Annotated in this window: 21 protein-coding genes and 1 tRNA gene; 18 read left to right on the forward strand and 4 right to left on the reverse strand. The window is 62.1% G+C overall.

The features are described 5' to 3' along the window. Positions 1 to 404 precede the first annotated feature (404 nt). Entirely contained in the window at positions 405 to 1025 is a 621-nt protein-coding gene (locus tag IAE40_RS21655) for a LysE family translocator (RefSeq protein WP_200603849.1), read from the forward strand. A gap of 126 nt (positions 1026 to 1151) precedes the next feature. Here IAE40_RS21655 and IAE40_RS21660 read toward each other — a convergent pair whose 3' ends face one another. The 3 genes from IAE40_RS21660 to IAE40_RS21670 all read right to left on the reverse strand — a co-directional run bounded on the left by IAE40_RS21660 (position 1152) and on the right by IAE40_RS21670 (position 2049). Then, positions 1152 to 1454: an XRE family transcriptional regulator gene (locus IAE40_RS21660; RefSeq protein WP_197892317.1), complete on the reverse strand. Its 303-nt coding sequence runs from the start codon at positions 1452 to 1454 to the stop codon at positions 1152 to 1154. Continuing rightward, a complete protein-coding gene (locus tag IAE40_RS21665; RefSeq protein ID WP_153773241.1) occupies positions 1451 to 1807 on the reverse strand; it encodes a type II toxin-antitoxin system RelE/ParE family toxin in 357 nt (118 codons plus the stop codon). Before IAE40_RS21665 ends, IAE40_RS21660 begins: the two co-directional genes overlap by 4 nt. Before the next feature lie 157 nt (positions 1808 to 1964). Further along, positions 1965 to 2049: transfer RNA gene (locus IAE40_RS21670), tRNA-Leu, on the reverse strand. A gap of 108 nt (positions 2050 to 2157) precedes the next feature. Here IAE40_RS21670 and queA point away from each other — a divergent pair. The 6 genes from queA to IAE40_RS21700 all read left to right on the forward strand — a co-directional run bounded on the left by queA (position 2158) and on the right by IAE40_RS21700 (position 8231). Further along, a complete protein-coding gene (gene queA / locus IAE40_RS21675; protein WP_063546071.1) occupies positions 2158 to 3207 on the forward strand; it encodes a tRNA preQ1(34) S-adenosylmethionine ribosyltransferase-isomerase QueA in 1050 nt (349 codons plus the stop codon). A 14-nt stretch (positions 3208 to 3221) separates the two neighbouring features. Further along, complete coding sequence (gene tgt / locus IAE40_RS21680; protein WP_162144435.1) at positions 3222 to 4337, forward strand: tRNA guanosine(34) transglycosylase Tgt; 1116 nt, start codon at positions 3222 to 3224, stop codon at positions 4335 to 4337. Between the two features lie 41 nt (positions 4338 to 4378). After that, entirely contained in the window at positions 4379 to 4714 is a 336-nt protein-coding gene (gene yajC / locus IAE40_RS21685; RefSeq protein ID WP_054892542.1) for a preprotein translocase subunit YajC, read from the forward strand. Between the two features lie 65 nt (positions 4715 to 4779). Beyond that, entirely contained in the window at positions 4780 to 6642 is a 1863-nt protein-coding gene (gene secD / locus IAE40_RS21690) for a protein translocase subunit SecD (RefSeq protein ID WP_054925563.1), read from the forward strand. 10 nt (positions 6643 to 6652) lie between these two features. Continuing rightward, positions 6653 to 7561: a protein translocase subunit SecF gene (gene secF / locus IAE40_RS21695; RefSeq protein WP_197892313.1), complete on the forward strand. Its 909-nt coding sequence runs from the start codon at positions 6653 to 6655 to the stop codon at positions 7559 to 7561. A 121-nt stretch (positions 7562 to 7682) separates the two neighbouring features. Continuing rightward, the gene (locus IAE40_RS21700) at positions 7683 to 8231 is read left to right on the forward strand and encodes a glycine zipper 2TM domain-containing protein (protein WP_054892545.1); all 549 of its coding nucleotides are present in this window, start codon (positions 7683 to 7685) and stop codon (positions 8229 to 8231) included. Positions 8232 to 8327: 96 nt separating this feature from the next. On the opposite strand, the gene suhB is transcribed toward IAE40_RS21700, so the two are convergent. Beyond that, positions 8328 to 9146, reverse strand: coding sequence for a type III secretion system regulator SuhB (suhB, locus tag IAE40_RS21705; RefSeq protein ID WP_054892546.1), 819 nt, complete (start codon positions 9144 to 9146; stop codon positions 8328 to 8330). Positions 9147 to 9297: 151 nt separating this feature from the next. On the opposite strand from suhB, the gene trmJ reads away from it, so the two are divergent. The 11 genes from trmJ (at position 9298) to ndk (ending at position 17048) form a co-directional block, all read left to right on the forward strand. After that, positions 9298 to 10056 carry a tRNA (cytosine(32)/uridine(32)-2'-O)-methyltransferase TrmJ gene (gene trmJ, locus IAE40_RS21710; RefSeq protein ID WP_054892547.1) on the forward strand — a complete coding sequence of 253 codons (759 nt, stop codon included), beginning with the start codon at positions 9298 to 9300 and terminating at the stop codon, positions 10054 to 10056. Between the two features lie 5 nt (positions 10057 to 10061). Further along, entirely contained in the window at positions 10062 to 10847 is a 786-nt protein-coding gene (gene cysE, locus IAE40_RS21715) for a serine O-acetyltransferase (RefSeq protein ID WP_200603850.1), read from the forward strand. Positions 10848 to 11014: 167 nt separating this feature from the next. Further along, on the forward strand, positions 11015 to 11506 hold the full coding sequence (gene iscR / locus IAE40_RS21720) for a Fe-S cluster assembly transcriptional regulator IscR (RefSeq protein WP_054892549.1): 492 nt from the start codon (positions 11015 to 11017) through the stop codon (positions 11504 to 11506). Positions 11507 to 11547: 41 nt separating this feature from the next. After that, positions 11548 to 12762, forward strand: a complete 1215-nt coding sequence (locus IAE40_RS21725; protein WP_054925565.1) for an IscS subfamily cysteine desulfurase — start codon at positions 11548 to 11550, stop codon at positions 12760 to 12762. Positions 12763 to 12808: 46 nt separating this feature from the next. Then, positions 12809 to 13195, forward strand: coding sequence for a Fe-S cluster assembly scaffold IscU (iscU, locus tag IAE40_RS21730; RefSeq protein ID WP_003443374.1), 387 nt, complete (start codon positions 12809 to 12811; stop codon positions 13193 to 13195). Positions 13196 to 13219: 24 nt separating this feature from the next. Beyond that, positions 13220 to 13543 carry an iron-sulfur cluster assembly protein IscA gene (iscA, locus tag IAE40_RS21735; RefSeq protein WP_003248536.1) on the forward strand — a complete coding sequence of 108 codons (324 nt, stop codon included), beginning with the start codon at positions 13220 to 13222 and terminating at the stop codon, positions 13541 to 13543. An 8-nt stretch (positions 13544 to 13551) separates the two neighbouring features. Then, positions 13552 to 14073 carry a co-chaperone HscB gene (gene hscB / locus IAE40_RS21740; protein WP_054892551.1) on the forward strand — a complete coding sequence of 174 codons (522 nt, stop codon included), beginning with the start codon at positions 13552 to 13554 and terminating at the stop codon, positions 14071 to 14073. A gap of 43 nt (positions 14074 to 14116) precedes the next feature. Then, positions 14117 to 15979: a Fe-S protein assembly chaperone HscA gene (gene hscA, locus IAE40_RS21745; RefSeq protein ID WP_200603851.1), complete on the forward strand. Its 1863-nt coding sequence runs from the start codon at positions 14117 to 14119 to the stop codon at positions 15977 to 15979. 3 nt (positions 15980 to 15982) lie between these two features. Beyond that, the gene (fdx, locus tag IAE40_RS21750) at positions 15983 to 16324 is read left to right on the forward strand and encodes an ISC system 2Fe-2S type ferredoxin (RefSeq protein ID WP_063546067.1); all 342 of its coding nucleotides are present in this window, start codon (positions 15983 to 15985) and stop codon (positions 16322 to 16324) included. 10 nt (positions 16325 to 16334) lie between these two features. Next, positions 16335 to 16535, forward strand: coding sequence for a Fe-S cluster assembly protein IscX (gene iscX / locus IAE40_RS21755; protein ID WP_027920277.1), 201 nt, complete (start codon positions 16335 to 16337; stop codon positions 16533 to 16535). An 87-nt stretch (positions 16536 to 16622) separates the two neighbouring features. Further along, positions 16623 to 17048 (forward strand): nucleoside-diphosphate kinase, encoded by a 426-nt coding sequence (ndk, locus tag IAE40_RS21760; protein ID WP_011532343.1) that lies wholly within the window; start codon positions 16623 to 16625, stop codon positions 17046 to 17048. The last annotated feature ends 7 nt before the right edge of the window (positions 17049 to 17055 follow it).

Genomic DNA, 17055 nt, shown 5'->3' on the forward strand with positions numbered 1-17055 from the left:
GGCGAAGGGGGGATCGGGGACGATCTTTAACATGGTAACTCCTTGAGCCGTTTTCAGGAGTTGCGAACCATCGCTGTCAAACGAATGGAGGCAACCGTACGTGGGTTGACAGACCGGAGGCTCAAGAACCCGGCGCACACGAATGTGCCCCACGTACAGCTGCCATTGAGGTCAGCCGTTTGGACTTGAGCATGCGGCCTGTCAAAGCCGGTCGTTGATGAGCAACGACCGGGCGAGACTAGAACGCGCCCCATGGCACCGCAACGGCTTTAGGCGGCCGAGAGTATGTTTGGGAAACGGACTACAGGGAATGGGGAAAAACTGAAAATCGAGCCACTTATCCACAACGAAAAAAGCGTCGCCCAAGCTAATCTAGGGCAACTTCCTGCCCAGGTAGAGCCCCCATGTCCATCGCCGACAATCTGATTGCCTTCACACTCGCGGCTACCCTGCTGACGGTAACCCCCGGCCTCGACACCGCCTTGATCCTCAGAACCTCCGCCGTCGAAGGACGCAAGCAGGGGCTGCGCGCGGCCCTGGGCATCAACGCCGGCTGCCTGCTCTGGGGCGCGGCGGTCGCCTTCGGCCTTGGTGCATTGATCGCCGTCTCCGAGCTGGCGTACGACATCCTCAAGTACTGCGGCGCGGCCTATCTGGCATGGTTGGGCGTGAACATGCTCCTGCGCCCACGCCAGTCGCTGGCGCCTGCCGAGGCCGAGAGGCGACCGGCAGCGAACTGGTTCCTCAAGGGCATGATGGGCAATCTGCTCAATCCCAAGGTCGGGATTTTCTACGTGTCGTTTCTGCCGCAATTCATTCCGCAAGGCCAGCCGCTGATTGCATGGACCTTCGGGCTTGTGGGCATTCATGTGCTGCTGGGGTTGATCTGGGCGATGGGGTTGATCAGTGCGACACAATCCATGGCGGGTGTGCTGCGCAAAGGGAAAGTGATTCAGTGGATGGATCGGGCGACGGGACTGGTGTTTGTGTTGTTTGCGGCGCGTCTGGCGTTGAGTCGGCGCTGAGATCGCCAAAACCTAGTTAAAAAAAGAACCGACCTTTTGGTCGGTTCTTCATGGCGTCGCAGTATTGGCATAGACCATTCGATTTGAGCTTGAGAAAAACAAACTCAAAGCTTTATCGACTACGGGTCAGGCGTGGGCTGTTTCTTTTTCTGGAACCAGCCGCACCTCGACGCGCTGACCGAGCGCGCGGGCGGCGCTAGCCAGGGTCGCCAAGGTCATTCCTGGATCGTCCTGATCGAGCGCGCGATCTACTGCGGTACGGCTGGTATGCATGCGCATGGCCAGTGCTTTCTTCGTCATCTTCTGGCGCTTCATGGCTTCAGCGATCTGCCAAGAGATGACTCGCTTGAGGGCAGCAGCAGACACTTCTTCTGCGAGCCCTTGCTCTGCAAGGAAATCATCGAAGTCGGAGCCGATGTGCTGGTTCATTGCTTGTTCCTCTTGAGTGTTGCTTTGCGCTTTCTGGCAGTGGCCAGGTCAGACGCCGGTGTTTTCTCACTTTTTTTGATGAAGCCGTGAAGCAGGACCATGGTCTGACCTTCTACCGCAAACAAAACCCTGGCGATGGTATCGACCAAGCTCGTCCTTACTTCCCAGAGTCCTGGCTCCATCTTGCGTACGACAGGCATCCCGATCGGCCACCCAAGCTGCACGGTCTTGATGTCGACTCCAATGAGTCGGCGACTTTCACGGTCCAGCTCTGTCAGCCATTCACGCACGGGTTCATTTCCTGCCTCCGTGCGGAAAAATCTGACGTTCAGCTTGATAAGGGGTTCGTCCATGAATGGGATTGTACCAAAAAAGGTGCATCAATCAACTGATCAGGTAACTGGACGACAATGATGGTAGGGCTGCACTGACAACAGGCACAAAAAAACCGGCTCGTTGGCCGGTTTCTTGTTGTTCCAGGTCTGGTAGGGACCGCTTGGAACTATGTGATGGTGCCCCGAGGGAGACTCGAACTCCCACTCCTTTCGAAAACGGATTTTGAATCCGCCGCGTCTACCAATTCCGCCATCAGGGCTTGTGGCGCCGCAGTATAGAGAGGCTCCTGCAGTCGGTCAATCGGCTTTCATGGTCAATTTTCATGCATTGGGCTAAACTTCCCGGCCCTGCCAAGCCGAACACGATCATGCGCGTCGCCGATTTTTCCTTCGAACTCCCCGATTCCCTCATCGCCCGCCATCCCCTGGCCGAGCGCCATGGCAGCCGTCTGCTGGTCCTTGACGGGCCGAGCGGGGAGCTGGCGCACCGGCGCTTCACCGATTTGCTCGAGTACCTGCGCCCGGGCGACCTGATGGTGTTCAACAACACTCGGGTGATTCCGGCGCGGCTGTTCGGTCAGAAAGCTTCCGGCGGCAAGCTGGAAGTGCTGATCGAGCGGGTGCTCGACAGCCATCGGGTACTGGCCCATGTGCGTGCCAGCAAGGCACTGAAGGTCGGCGCCACGGTGCTGATCGATGGCGGTGGCGAGGCCGAGATGGTCGCGCGCCATGAGACGCTGTTCGAGCTGCGCTTCACCGAAGAGGTGCTGCCACTGCTCGATCGCGTCGGTCATATGCCGCTGCCGCCGTATATCGACCGCCCGGATGAAGGCGCCGACCGTGAGCGCTACCAGACCGTTTACGCCGAGCGTGCCGGTGCGGTTGCTGCACCTACGGCGGGCCTGCATTTCGACGAGGCGCTGCTGGAGCAGATCGCCGCCAAGGGCGTCGAGCGCGCCTTCGTCACCCTGCATGTAGGTGCCGGCACCTTCCAGCCGGTGCGGGTCGACAAGATCGAAGATCACCACATGCATAAAGAGTGGCTCGAAGTGAGCCAGGATGTGGTCGATGCCATCGAGGCCTGCCGCGCCCGTGGCGGGCGGGTGATCGCGGTCGGTACCACCAGCGTGCGCTCGCTGGAGAGTGCGGCGCGCGATGGTGTGCTCAAGGCGTTCAGTGGCGACACCGACATCTTCATCTACCCCGGTCGGCCGTTCCACGTGGTCGATGCGCTGGTGACCAACTTCCATTTGCCCGAGTCCACGCTGCTGATGCTGGTCTCGGCCTTTGCGGGGTATCCCGAGACCATGGCCGCATACGCCGCGGCGGTCGAGCAGGGATACCGCTTCTTCAGTTACGGTGATGCCATGTTCATCACCCGCAATCCGGCGCCGCGCGGCCCCGAGGATCAAGCATGAGTCGCACCTGTCGAATGTCCTTCGAACTGCTGGCCACCGACGGCAAGGCCCGTCGCGGTCGGCTGACCTTCCCCCGTGGCACCGTGGAAACCCCAGCGTTCATGCCGGTGGGCACCTATGGCACGGTCAAGGGCATGTTGCCGCGGGACATCGAGGCCATCGGCGCCGAGATCATCCTGGGCAACACCTTCCACCTGTGGCTGCGCCCGGGCACCGAGGTGATCAAGAAGCACAACGGCCTGCACGACTTCATGCAGTGGAAAGGCCCGATCCTCACCGACTCCGGCGGTTTCCAGGTGTTCAGCCTGGGCGCGATGCGCAAGATCAAGGAAGAGGGCGTGACCTTCGCCTCGCCGGTCGACGGCTCCAAGGTGTTCATGGGCCCGGAAGAGTCGATGCAGGTGCAGCGTGACCTGGGCTCGGACATCGTGATGATCTTCGACGAGTGCACGCCGTACCCGGCCGAGCACGATGTGGCGCGCACCTCCATGGAGCTGTCGCTGCGTTGGGCCCAGCGCTCGAAGAACGCCCACGGCGACAACACCGCGGCACTGTTCGGCATCGTTCAGGGGGGCATGTACCAGGACCTGCGCATGCGCTCGCTGGAGGCGCTGGTCAATATCGACTTCGACGGCCTGGCCATCGGCGGTCTGTCGGTGGGCGAACCCAAGCACGAGATGATCAAGGTGCTGGATTACCTGCCGGCACAAATGCCTGCTGACAAACCTCGTTACCTTATGGGGGTAGGCAAACCGGAAGATCTGGTTGAGGGTGTGCGCCGCGGCGTCGACATGTTCGACTGCGTGATGCCCACGCGCAACGCGCGCAACGGCCATCTGTTCGTCGATACAGGGGTGATCAAGATCCGCAATGCGTTCCATCGCCACGATGATTCGCCGCTGGATCCGACCTGTGACTGCTATACCTGCACCAACTTCTCCCGCGCTTATCTGCATCACCTGGACAAGTGCGGCGAAATGTTGAGCAGCATGCTGAATACCATCCACAACTTGCGCCATTACCAGCGCTTGATGGCCGGTTTACGCGAGGCTATTCAACAGGGTAAATTGGCCGCCTTTGTCGACGCCTTCTATGCCAAGCGCGGACTTCCCGTTCCGCCTTTGGACTGACTGTTCGCACACATAACTAAATTCAGCAACTGGAGTGCTACATGAGCTTTCTGATTCCCGCCGCTTACGCGGACGCTGCAGCCCCTGCCGCCGGCCCAGCCGGTACCGGCTTCGAGTGGATCTTCCTGGTCGGTTTCCTGGTCATCTTCTACCTGATGATCTGGCGCCCGCAGGCCAAGCGTGCCAAAGAGCAGAAGAACCTGCTCGGCGCCCTGCAGAAGGGTGACGAAGTGGTCACCAACGGCGGTATCGCCGGCAAGATCGTCAAAGTTTCCGACGACTTCGTGGTGCTGGAAGTGTCCGACAACGTCGAGCTGAAGTTCCAGAAGGGCGCCATCGCCGCGACCCTGCCAAAAGGTACGCTCAAGGCTATCTGAGTTACCGGTTTCATTTTTTCCAGTCGGGGCGCGCAAAGCGCCCCGCGTCTTGAACGGGCGGCGTGATGCTGAACAAATACCCTCTGTGGAAATACCTGCTGATCCTGGTGGTACTGGCGGTCGGCTTTATTTATTCCGCTCCCAACCTCTACCCGGATGACCCGGCGGTGCAGATCAGCGGTGCAAGTTCCGCGCTGCACGTGAGCCAGGCCGACCTCGACCGCGCCACCAAGGCGCTGGCCGATGCCGGTATCACCGTCAAGGGTGGCAGCCTGGGCGAGAAGGGCAGTGCGCTGGTGCGCCTGACCAACCAGGAAGACCAACTGCCGGCCAAGGATGTGGTGCGCAAGACCTTGGGTGACGACTACGTCGTCGCACTGAACCTGGCCCAGACCACCCCGCAGTGGCTGCGCAACCTGGGTGCCAGCCCGATGAAGCTGGGCCTGGACCTGTCCGGTGGTGTGCACTTCCTGCTGGAAGTGGACATGGACAAGGCCATGAGCGCCCGCCTGAAGGTCTACGATGGCGAAGTGAAGACCCTGCTGCGCAAAGAGCGCGTGCGCTACCGTAGCCTGCCCCAGCAGGACGGCAGCATCATGCTGGGCTTCGCCGACGATGCTACTCGCGAACAGGCACGTGCCCTGGTCCGCAAGAATTTCAATGATTTCGACATCACCACCACCGAGCGCAACGAGCTCTCCGTGCTGCGTCTGGCGCTGACTCAGGCCAAGGTCGCCGAAATCCGCGAATACTCCATCAAGCAGAACCTGACCACCGTCCGCAACCGTGTGAACGAGCTGGGCGTGGCCGAGCCGCTGGTTCAGCGCCAGGGCGCCAACCGTATCGTGGTCGAGCTGCCGGGCGTGCAGGACACTGCCGAAGCCAAGCGTATCCTCGGCAAGACGGCCAACCTGGAGTTCCGCTTCGGCGCTGAGCCAGGTGCTTCGAAAGCGACCACCGAGGTCTTCGAGTTCCGTGACGGCAACCGTTCGGCTGCGGTCGAGCGTGGCTTGATCATCACCGGTGACCAGGTTACCGATGCCCAGGCGAGCTTCGACGAGCACGGTCGTCCGCAGGTGAACATCCGCCTGGATGGCCACGGTGGCGAGTTGATGAGCCGCGCCACGCGCAGCAACGTCGGTCGCAGCATGGCGGTGATCTTCATCGAGCAGAAGCCGGTGACCCGCTACGTCAAGCAGACCGTTGATGGCGTCGAGAAGGAAGTGGCGGTACAGAGCTTCCAGGAAGAGAAGAAGATCATCAGCCTGGCGACCATCCAGTCGCCGCTGGGCAGCCAGTTCCGTATTACCGGCCTGAACGGCCAGGGTGAGTCGTCCGAACTGGCCCTGCTGCTGCGTGCCGGTGGTCTGGCCGCACCGATGTACTTCGCCGAAGAACGTACCATCGGCCCAAGCCTGGGTGCCGACAACATCACCAAGGGTGTCGATGCATCGCTGTGGGGCATGTTGTTCGTCTCGCTGTTCATCATCGCCATCTACCGTGGCTTCGGCGTGATCGCCACCATCGCCCTGGCGGGCAACATGGTGCTGCTGCTGGCGCTGATGTCGCTGTTGGGCGCGACCCTGACGCTGCCGGGTATCGCCGGTATCGTGTTGACCATGGGTATGGCGGTCGACGCCAACGTGCTGATCTTCTCGCGGATTCGCGAGGAGCTGAAAAACGGCATGTCGGTGCAGCGCGCCATCCACGAAGGCTTCAACCGTGCCTACACCGCGATCATCGACGCCAACCTGACCAGCCTGCTGGTCGGCGGCATCCTGTTCGCCATGGGTACCGGCCCGGTCAAGGGCTTCGCGGTCACCATGTCCCTCGGGATTTTCACCTCGATGTTCACCGCCGTCATGGTGACCCGCGCAATGGTCAACCTGACCTGTGGCGGGCGTGACATCAAGAAGCTGTGGGTTTGAGGGAGCTGCGATGAAAACCATCAACTTCATGGGCGTGCGCAACGTTGCGTTCGCCGTCACTGTCCTGCTGACCGTACTGGCGCTGTTCAGCTGGTGGCACAAGGGCTTGAACTTCGGCCTGGACTTCACCGGCGGTACGCTCATCGAGCTGACCTACGAGCGTCCGGCCGACCTCAAGGCGGTGCGTGCCGAGCTGGTCGACTCCGGCTTCCACGAGGCCATCGTGCAGAGCTTCGGTGCCACCACCGACCTGCTGGTGCGCATGCCTGGCGATGACCCGCAACTGGGCAATCAGGTTGCCCAGGCGCTGCAGAAAGTGGGCGGCGACAACCCGGCCACCGTCAAGCGTGTCGAGTTCGTCGGCCCGCAGGTCGGTGAAGAACTGCGTGACCAGGGCGGCCTGGGCATGCTGCTGGCGCTGGGCGGGGTACTGATCTACCTGGCGTTCCGCTTCCAGTGGAAGTTCGCGGTGGGGGCGATCGTCTCGCTGATTCACGACGTGATCGTGACCGTGGGCATCCTCTCGTTCTTCCAGATCACCTTCGACCTGACGGTACTGGCGGCAGTGCTGGCGATCATCGGCTACTCGCTCAACGACACCATCGTCGTGTTCGACCGCGTGCGTGAGAACTTCCGCGTCATGCGCAAGGCGTCGCTGATCGAGAACATCAACGTCTCGACCACCCAGACCCTGCTGCGCACCATCGCCACCTCGGTGTCGACCTTGCTGGCGATCGCAGCGCTGCTGTTCTTCGGTGGCGACAACCTGTTCGGCTTCTCGCTGGCGCTGTTCCTGGGCGTCATGGCGGGTACCTACTCGTCGATCTACATCGCCAACGTGGTGCTGATCTGGCTGAACCTGAACAGTGAAGACCTGATCCCGCCGGTCAAGGCCGAGGGTGTGGACGACCGTCCGTAAGGGCTTGTCCTACGCCGTTTGGCGTAAAGAGAGGCGCGAGTGTTGAACTCGCGCCTTTTTTTTTGCTCCAAGGCAGGGAGAAGGCGGGCAATGTCCCGCGGGTATGATCAGGAGATTCCACGTGAACAAATCAATGCTGGTGGGTGCGGTTCTGGGTGCTGTCGGTGTTACAGCCGGAGGTGCTGTGGCGACCTACAGCTTGGTGAACAAAGGGCCGGAATACGCCCAGGTCACTGACGTACAACCGATCAAGCAGCAGGTGAAGACGCCGCGCGAAGTGTGCAAGGACGTGACCGTGACGCGCCAGCGTCCGGTGCAGGACCAGCACCAGATCGCCGGTACCGTGGTGGGCGCCCTGGCCGGTGGCCTGCTGGGTAACCAGATCGGTGGCGGCACCGGCAAGAAGATCGCCACGGTCGCAGGTGCGGTGGGTGGTGGTTATGCCGGCAACAAGGTGCAGGAAGGCATGCAGGAGCGTGACACCTACACCACCACGCAAACGCGCTGCAACACGGTCAACGACATCAGCGACAAGGTGGTGGGCTACACCGTGAAGTACACCATCGGTGACCAGGCTGGTGTGGTGAAGATGGACCACGAGCCAGGTTCGACCATTCCGCTGGACAAGAACGGCAAGCTGGTGCTGAGCCAGGCGCAGCCCGGCCAGTGATCTGGATGCTGGCTTCGTCGCGGGCCAGCAGAACCAGGGAAAACAGGCACAAAAAAGCACCCCACGGGGTGCTTTTTTTGCATCCTAAGCCCTGGCTCAGCGCTTGAGGTTTTCCGGCAGGTGCGGCTGGATGGCGGTCAGTACCGCCTTGAAGCACTTGATGTTGCCGGCAACGATGTGGCCTTTGTCGAGGAAGTCGTGGCCACCGTTGAAGTCGCTCACCAGGCCGCCCGCTTCCTGGATCAGCAGTACGCCTGCGGCCATGTCCCACTCGGACAGGCCTGACTCCCAGAAGGCGTCGAAACGACCAGCGGCAACGTAGGCCAGGTCCAGGGCGGCGGAACCCGCGCGACGGATGCCGGCGGTCTGGCCGGTGAGGGCGCGGAACATGCCGAGGTAGTTGTCCAGGTCAGCCATCTGGCTGTCGCGGAACGGGAAGCCGGTACCCAGCAGGGCGCCTTCCAGGCTGGTGCGCGAGCTGACACGCAGGCGACGACCGTTGAGCTGGGCGCCACGACCGCGGCTGGCGGTGAATTCTTCCTGGCGGACCGGGTCGACGATGACCGCGTGCTCAAGGCGGCCGCGGTATTTGCAGGCGATGCTGACCGCGAAGTGCGGAACGCCACGCAGGAAGTTGGTGGTGCCATCCAGTGGATCGATGATCCACAGGTAGTCCTTGCCTTCCTCACCGGAGCCGGCGTGCAGGCCAGTCTCTTCACCCTGGATCGAGTGGTTCGGGTAAGCCTTGCGCAGGGCGTTGACGATGGTCTGCTCGGCGGCGCGATCGACCTCGGAGACGTAATCCTTGGCCTCTTTCTCGTCGACCTTGATGCTGTCCAGGCGTTCGATGGAGCGGAAAATCAGTTCACTGGCGCTGCGAGCGGCGCGCAGGGCGATATTCAGCATAGGCTGCATGGGCGTTTCACCTGGAGATGTTAAAGAAGAAAGCCGCCTAGTCTATCAGAAAACTGTTCCGGCAGAAGGGTGACATTCGCATTCGTGGCGTTACGCCCGTCGCTTAGGTAAGATCGTTCCCCCCTTTATAGGCATCCGTGAGCTCGACACCTTGCTGCAGAATATTCGTGTTGTTCTGGTCAATACCAGCCACCCCGGCAACATCGGCGGCGCTGCTCGTGCCATGAAAAACATGGGCTTGTCGCGCCTGGTGCTGGTCCAGCCACTGGATTTCCCCGCGGCAGACGCCAGTGCCCGTGCCTCTGGTGCCGACGATGTGCTGGACGGCGCCATTGTGGTCGATACGCTCGAGCAGGCGCTGGCCGGTTGCAGCCTGGCGATTGGTACCAGCGCCCGTGATCGCAGCATGCCGTGGCCGATGCTCGACCCGCGCGAATGCGGGGTGCAGAGCGTCGCGCGTGCGGCCGCTGGCGAGGAGATCGCCCTGGTGTTCGGTCGTGAACACGCAGGCCTGACCAATGACGAACTGCAGCGATGTCACTTCCACGTGCACATTCCATCGAACCCCGATTTCAGCTCGCTGAATCTTGCCGCCGCGGTCCAGGTGCTCGCCTACGAGGTGCGTACCGCATGGCTGGCGGCGCAAGGTGCGCCGGCGAAGGTCGAGAAGGTCGATGCCAGCGATGAGCTGGCCACCCTGGACGAAATGGAGCTGTTCTACGAACACCTGGAAAAGACCCTGGTGGACATCAGCTTTCTTGACCCTGAGAAGCCCAAGCACCTGATGGCGCGCCTGCGCCGGTTGTATGGGCGCAGCTCGGTCAATCGTTCGGAAATGAGCATTTTGCGCGGCATCCTCACCGAGACCCAGAAGGTCGCACGGGGTGATGCGCACAAGCGGAAGGACTAGAAACAATGTTCGAGCGTCTGCGTGAAGATATCCAGAGTGTGTTTCATCGTGACCCGGCGGCGCGCAATGCCTTCGAGGTACTGACCTGCTACCCCGGGATGCATGCCATCTGGCTGCATCGCCTGGGCAATACCCTGTGGAAACGCGACTTCAAATGGCTGGCGCGCCTGGTGTCGAACTTCGGGCGCTGGATGACCGGCATCGAGATCCATCCGGGCGCCACCATTGGCCGGCGCTTCTTCATCGATCATGGCATGGGCATCGTCATCGGCGAGACCGCCGAGATCGGCGATGATGTCACGCTCTACCAGGGCGTTACCCTCGGCGGCACCAGCTGGAACAAGGGCAAGCGACACCCGACCCTGGAAAACGGCGTAGTGGTGGGGGCGGGCGCCAAGGTGCTCGGCCCGTTCACGGTTGGCGCCGGGGCCAAGATCGGCTCCAATGCGGTGGTGACCAAGGCCGTGCCGGCCGGCGCCACGGCAGTCGGGATCCCGGGGCGGATCATCGTCAAGACCGAAGACAGTGAGGTCGAGGCCAAGCGCAAGGCCATGGCCGAGAAGATCGGCTTCGATGCCTACGGCGTCAGTGGCGACATGCCCGACCCGGTAGCGCGCGCCATCGGCCAGATGCTCGACCACCTGCAGGCGGTCGACGAGCGCCTGGAGGGCATGTGCGGGGCGCTGACCAACCTGGGCAGTGACTACTGTGCCAAGGCCCTGCCGGCGCTGCCGGAAGAAGACTTCGCCGAGGTCAAGCAGGCTGCGCAGAGCGACACTCCGTCGCATTGATTACGCCCGGCTGATACACGGGGCGTGTGCTCGCGCCCCTTGTCTGCTATCATCGCGCCCGCTTCCCGCATGCAAACCCGACTAAAGCACTAGGTCTTATAGTTGACTTAAATGCTCGGGAATCGCATACTCGCACACATCCTGTAACTCCCGTGGTACCCATAGCCATGCGATTGACTACCAAAGGCCGTTACGCCGTCACCGCCATGCTCGACCTGGCGTTGCACGCGCAGCATGGGCCGGTATCCTTGGCCGACATTTCCGAGCGCCAGGGCATCTCCCTCTCCTATCTGGAACAGCTGTTCGCCAAGCTGCGCCGCAGCAGCCTGGTATCCAGCGTGCGCGGTCCGGGTGGCGGCTACCAGCTGTCGCGGGGCATGGAAACCATCCAGGTGGCGCAGGTAATCGACGCGGTCAACGAGTCGGTAGACGCCACTCGCTGCCAAGGCCTCGGGGATTGCCACGCCGGTGATACCTGCCTGACCCACCACCTGTGGTGCGACCTCAGCCAGCAGATCCACGAATTCCTCAGCGGCATCAGCCTGTCCGACCTCGTCATGCGCCGTGAGGTGCAGGAAGTCGCCCAGCGCCAGGACCTGCGTCGAGTCGCCGGTCGCGTTGCCCAGCTGGACAAGATTGAGACGTCCGCCGTCGACTGATGCAGCGACGAGCGACGCCAACGCCTGATAGGAGATACTCAATGAAGTTGCCGATCTACCTCGATTACTCCGCGACCACCCCGGTCGATCCCCGCGTCGCCCAGAAGATGGCCGACTGCCTGCTGGTCGACGGAAACTTCGGTAACCCGGCCTCGCGTTCCCACGTGTTCGGCTGGCGCGCTGAAGAGGCGGTCGAGAATGGCCGCCGCCAGGTCGCCGAGCTGATCAACGCCGACCCGCGCGAAATCGTCTGGACCAGCGGTGCCACCGAGTCCGACAACCTCGCGCTCAAGGGTGTCGCGCACTTCTATCAGACCAAGGGCAAGCACATCATCACCTCCAAGATCGAGCACAAGGCGGTCCTCGACACCGCTCGCCAGCTCGAGCGCGAAGGTTTCGAAGTCACCTACCTCGAACCCGGTGAAGACGGTATCGTCACCCCGGCGATGGTCGAGGCAGTGCTGCGCGACGACACCATCCTCGTCTCGCTGATGCATGTGAACAACGAAGTCGGCTCGATCAACGATATCGCCGCCATCGGTGAACTGACCCGCTCGCGCGGTGTGCTGTTCCACGTCGATGCCGCTCAGTCGGCCGGCAAGGTCGAAATCGACGTGCAGAAGACCAAGGTCGACCTGATGTCGTTCTCGGCGCACAAGGTCTACGGCCCGAAGGGCATCGGCGCGCTGTACGTGAGCCGCAAGCCGCGTGTGCGCCTGGAAGCCATCATTCACGGCGGTGGCCATGAGCGCGGCATGCGTTCGGGCACCCTGCCGACCCACCAGATCGTGGGCATGGGCGAGGCCTTCGCCATCGCCAAGCAGGAAATGGCCGCTGAAAACGTGCGCATCAAGGCGTTGAGCGACCGCTTCTTCAAGCAGGTCTCCGACCTTGAAGAGCTGTACGTCAACGGCAGCCAGACCCAGCGCGTTCCGCACAACCTGAACCTGAGCTTCAACTACGTCGAAGGCGAGTCGCTGCTGATGTCGCTCAAGGACATCGCCGTCTCTTCCGGTTCGGCCTGCACCTCCGCGTCGCTCGAGCCGTCTTATGTACTGCGCGCCCTGGGCCGCAACGACGAGCTGGCGCACAGCTCGATCCGCTTCTCCTTCGGTCGCTTCACCACTGAAGAAGAAGTCGACTACGCCGCGCAGGAAGTCTGCAAGGCAGTGAACAAGCTGCGTGAACTGTCGCCGCTGTGGGACATGTACAAAGACGGCGTCGACATCTCCAAGATCGAGTGGGCCGCCCACTAAGCAGTCGCCAGCAAGAGCGGCTCCCTGATGAGGAAGGAATTGCACCATGGCATACAGTGAAAAGGTCATCGACCACTACGAAAACCCGCGCAACGTCGGCAAGATGGACGCCGAAGATCCGGACGTCGGTACCGGCATGGTCGGCGCCCCGGCTTGCGGTGACGTGATGCGTCTGCAGATCAAGGTCAACGAGCAAGGCATCATCGAAGATGCCAAGTTCAAGACCTACGGCTGCGGTTCGGCCATCGCCTCCAGCTCCCTGGCCACCGAGTGGATGAAGGGCAAGACCCTGGACGAAGCCGAAACCATCAAGAACACCCAGCTGGCCGAAGAACTGGCGTTGCCGCCGGTCAAGATCCACTGCTCGGTACTCGCCGAGGATGCCATCAAGGCAGCCGTTCGCGATTACAAGCAGAAGAAAGGCTTGATCTAAGTCGCCGCGAGGTAAGGAGTTCCGATGGCTATCAGCATGACAGAAGCCGCCGCCAACCACATTCGCCGCTCCCTCGACGGGCGCGGCAAGGGTGAAGGCATCCGCCTGGGCGTGCGCACCACCGGCTGCTCGGGCCTGGCCTACGTGCTGGAGTTCGTCGACGAGCTGGCCGACGAGGACCAGGTGTTCGAGAACCATGGCGTGAAGGTCATCATCGACCCGAAGAGCCTGGTGTATCTCGATGGCACCGAACTGGATTTCGTCAAGGAAGGGTTGAACGAAGGCTTCAAGTTCAACAACCCCAACGTGCGCGGTGAGTGTGGCTGCGGCGAAAGCTTCAATGTCTGAGGCTTGACGTGGGTACTCCTTGCCATTTCGCCCTGTTCGACCTGCAGCCGGGCTTTCGCCTGGACCTCGACAAGCTGGCCACCCGTTATCGTGAGCTGGCCCGCGAGGTCCATCCGGACCGCTTCGCTGACGCCTCCGAGCGTGAGCAGCGTGTCGCCCTGGAAAAGTCCGCAGCACTCAACGACGCCTACCAGACGCTGCGCAGCGCGCCGCGTCGCGCGCGTTATCTGCTGGCCGTCAGCGGTCACGAAGTGCCCCAGGAAGTCACGGTCCACGACCCCGACTTCCTGCTGCAGCAGATGCAGTGGCGCGAAGAACTCGAAGAGCTGCAGGACGAAGCCGACCTCGACGGTGTTGCCGTGTTCAAGAAGCGCCTGAAGGTCGCCCAGGACACGCTCAACGAGGATTTCGCCGCCTGCTGGGATCAAGCTGCCGAGCGCGACAGGGCCGAGCGCCTGATGCGCCGCATGCAGTTTCTCGACAAGCTCGCCCAAGAAGTGCGCCAACTCGAAGAGCGCCTCGACGATTAACCCCGGCGTTGCCCGTGATGACGCCTAAGGTATTCAGATAAGCATGGCCCTACTGCAGATCGCCGAACCCGGTCAGAGCCCCCAGCCGCACCAGCGTCGCCTGGCGGTGGGTATCGACCTGGGTACTACCAACTCTCTCGTCGCTGCGGTGCGCAGCGGTCGCAGCGAGCCCCTGCCCGACGCCCAGGGCAACGTCATCCTGCCGTCCGCAGTGCGCTATTTGCCCGGGCACAGCGACGTTGGCCAGGCGGCTCGTGATGCAGCCGCCAGCGACCCGCTGAACACCGTGCTTTCGGTCAAGCGCCTGATGGGGCGCGGTCTTGCCGACGTCAAGCAGTTGGGCGAGCAACTGCCCTATCGCTTCGTTGGCGGCGAGTCTCACATGCCGTTCATCGACACCGTCCAGGGGCCGAAGAGCCCGGTGGAGGTGTCAGCCGACATTCTCAAGGTCCTGCGTCTGCGCGCCGAGCAAACCCTCGGTGGCGAACTGGTGGGGGCGGTCATCACCGTGCCGGCCTATTTCGACGACGCCCAACGCCAGGCCACCAAGGACGCGGCGCGTCTGGCTGGCCTGAACGTGTTGCGCCTGCTCAACGAGCCGACCGCTGCCGCCGTGGCCTATGGCCTGGACCAGAACGCCGAAGGCGTGGTGGCGATCTTCGACCTGGGGGGCGGCACTTTCGATATTTCGATCCTGCGCCTGACCGCGGGCGTCTTCGAAGTGCTGGCCACGGGGGGCGACACTGCTCTGGGCGGCGATGACTTCGACCACGCCATCGCCGGCTGGATCATCGAGCAGGCCGGTCTGTCCGCCGATCTCGACCCGGCGACCCAGCGTCAACTGCTGCAGACGGCCTGTACCGCCAAAGAGGCCTTGACCGACGCCGATACCGTCAGCGTCGCCCATGGCGCCTGGCAGGGCGAGCTCAGCCGTGCCACCTTCGAAGCCATGATCGAACCTCTGATCGCCCGCAGCCTCAAGGCCTGCCGCCGCGCCGTGCGCGACAGCGGTGTCGAGCTGGAAGAGGTCGGCGCGGTGGTGATGGTCGGTGGCTCGACGCGCGTGCCGCGTGTGCGTGAAGCCGTCGGCACGCTGTTCGGCCGCGCTCCGCTGACCTCGATCGATCCGGACCAGGTCGTCGCCATTGGTGCCGCGATCCAGGCCGACACCCTGGCCGGTAATCGCCGCGAGGGTGGCGAATTGTTACTTCTGGACGTCATCCCGCTGTCGTTGGGTCTTGAGACCATGGGCGGGTTGATGGAGAAGGTGATTCCACGCAACACCACGATTCCCGTGGCTCGCGCCCAGGAGTTCACCACCTACAAGGATGGCCAGTCGGCCATGATGATTCACGTCCTGCAGGGCGAGCGCGAGCTGATCAGCGACTGTCGTTCGCTGGCCCGCTTCGAGCTGCGCGGCATCCCGGCCATGGTGGCCGGTGCAGCGAAGATCCGCGTGACCTTCCAGGTCGATGCCGACGGCCTGCTCAGCGTCGCGGCCCGCGAGCTGGGCTCGGGCGTGGAGTCGAGCATCCAGGTCAAGCCGTCGTACGGCCTGACCGACGGCGAGATCGCTCGTATGCTCAAGGACTCCTTCGAGCACGCAGGCTCCGACAAGCAGGCGCGCCAGTTGCGCGAGCACCAGGTCGATGCCGAGCGCTTGCTCGAAGCGGTGCAGGGCGCCCTGGATGCCGATGGCGAGCGTCTGCTCAGTGCTGACGAGCGCGAGGCCATCGCCTTCCAGATGCAAGAATTGCGTGATTTGCTTAGCGGCACCGATGGCGCTGCCATCGAGCAACAGACCAAGCGTCTGTCGCAGGTGACCGATGCCTTTGCCGCCCGTCGCCTTGATTCGACGGTCAAAGCCGCACTGGCCGGGCGCAACCTGAATGAGATCGAGGAGTAACCGATGCCCCAGGTGATTTTCCTGCCGCATGAGAAGTTCTGCCCGGATGGGCTGGTGGTCGAAGTGGAGCCAGGGACCAACATCCTGGAGTTGGCCCACGAGCACCATATCGAGATGGAAAGCGCCTGCGGTGGCGTGTGTGCCTGCACCACCTGCCACTGCATCGTGCGTGAAGGTTTCGACTCGCTGGAAGAAGCCGACGAGCTGGAAGAAGACATGCTGGACAAGGCCTGGGGCCTGGAAGCGCAGTCTCGCCTGGCGTGCCAGGTGATCGTGGGTGATGAAGACATCACCATCGAGATTCCGAAATACTCGCTCAACCACGCTGCCGAAGCGCCGCACTGAGGTTTTCAGCATGAGCCTGAAATGGATTGATGTACTTGAGATCGCCATCCAGCTTGCGGAAAGCAAGCCGGACGTCGATCCTAAATATGTGAATTTCGTCGATCTGCACCGTTGGGTGCTGGCTTTGCCAGAGTTCAGCGACGATCCGTCACGCGGCGGTGAGAAAGTGCTCGAGGCCATCCAGGCGGCCTGGATCGAAGAAGCCGACTGAGCGTCTCTGCAGGTTAGGCAATCCCCTGGAACCCGCGTATAATTCGCGGGTTTAATTTTTCGCAACACTCAAATTCTGGAGTTTTCCATGGCTGTTCAACGTACTTTCTCCATCATCAAGCCTGACGCAGTTGCCAAGAATGTCATCGGCAAGATCACCACTCGCTTCGAAGAAGCCGGCCTGAAAATCGTCGCTTCGAAAATCAAGCAGCTGTCCAAGGCCGAAGCCGAAGGCTTCTACGCCGAGCACAGCGCTCGTGGCTTCTTCGGTGATCTGGTTGCCTTCATGACTTCCGGCCCGGTCGTTGTCCAGGTGCTGGAAGGCGAGAACGCCATCGCTCTGAACCGTGAGCTGATGGGCGCCACCAACCCTAAAGAAGCCGCTCCAGGCACCATCCGTGCCGACTTCGCCGAGTCGATCGACGCCAACGCCGTTCACGGTTCGGACTCCGAAGCCGCTGCAGCTCGCGAAATCGCTTACTTCTTCGCTGCTACCGAGGTAACCACTCGCTAAGCGAAAG

This window comes from Pseudomonas sp. S44 (assembly GCF_016624805.1).
In the GTDB taxonomy this organism is placed as follows: domain Bacteria; phylum Pseudomonadota; class Gammaproteobacteria; order Pseudomonadales; family Pseudomonadaceae; genus Aquipseudomonas; species Aquipseudomonas machongensis.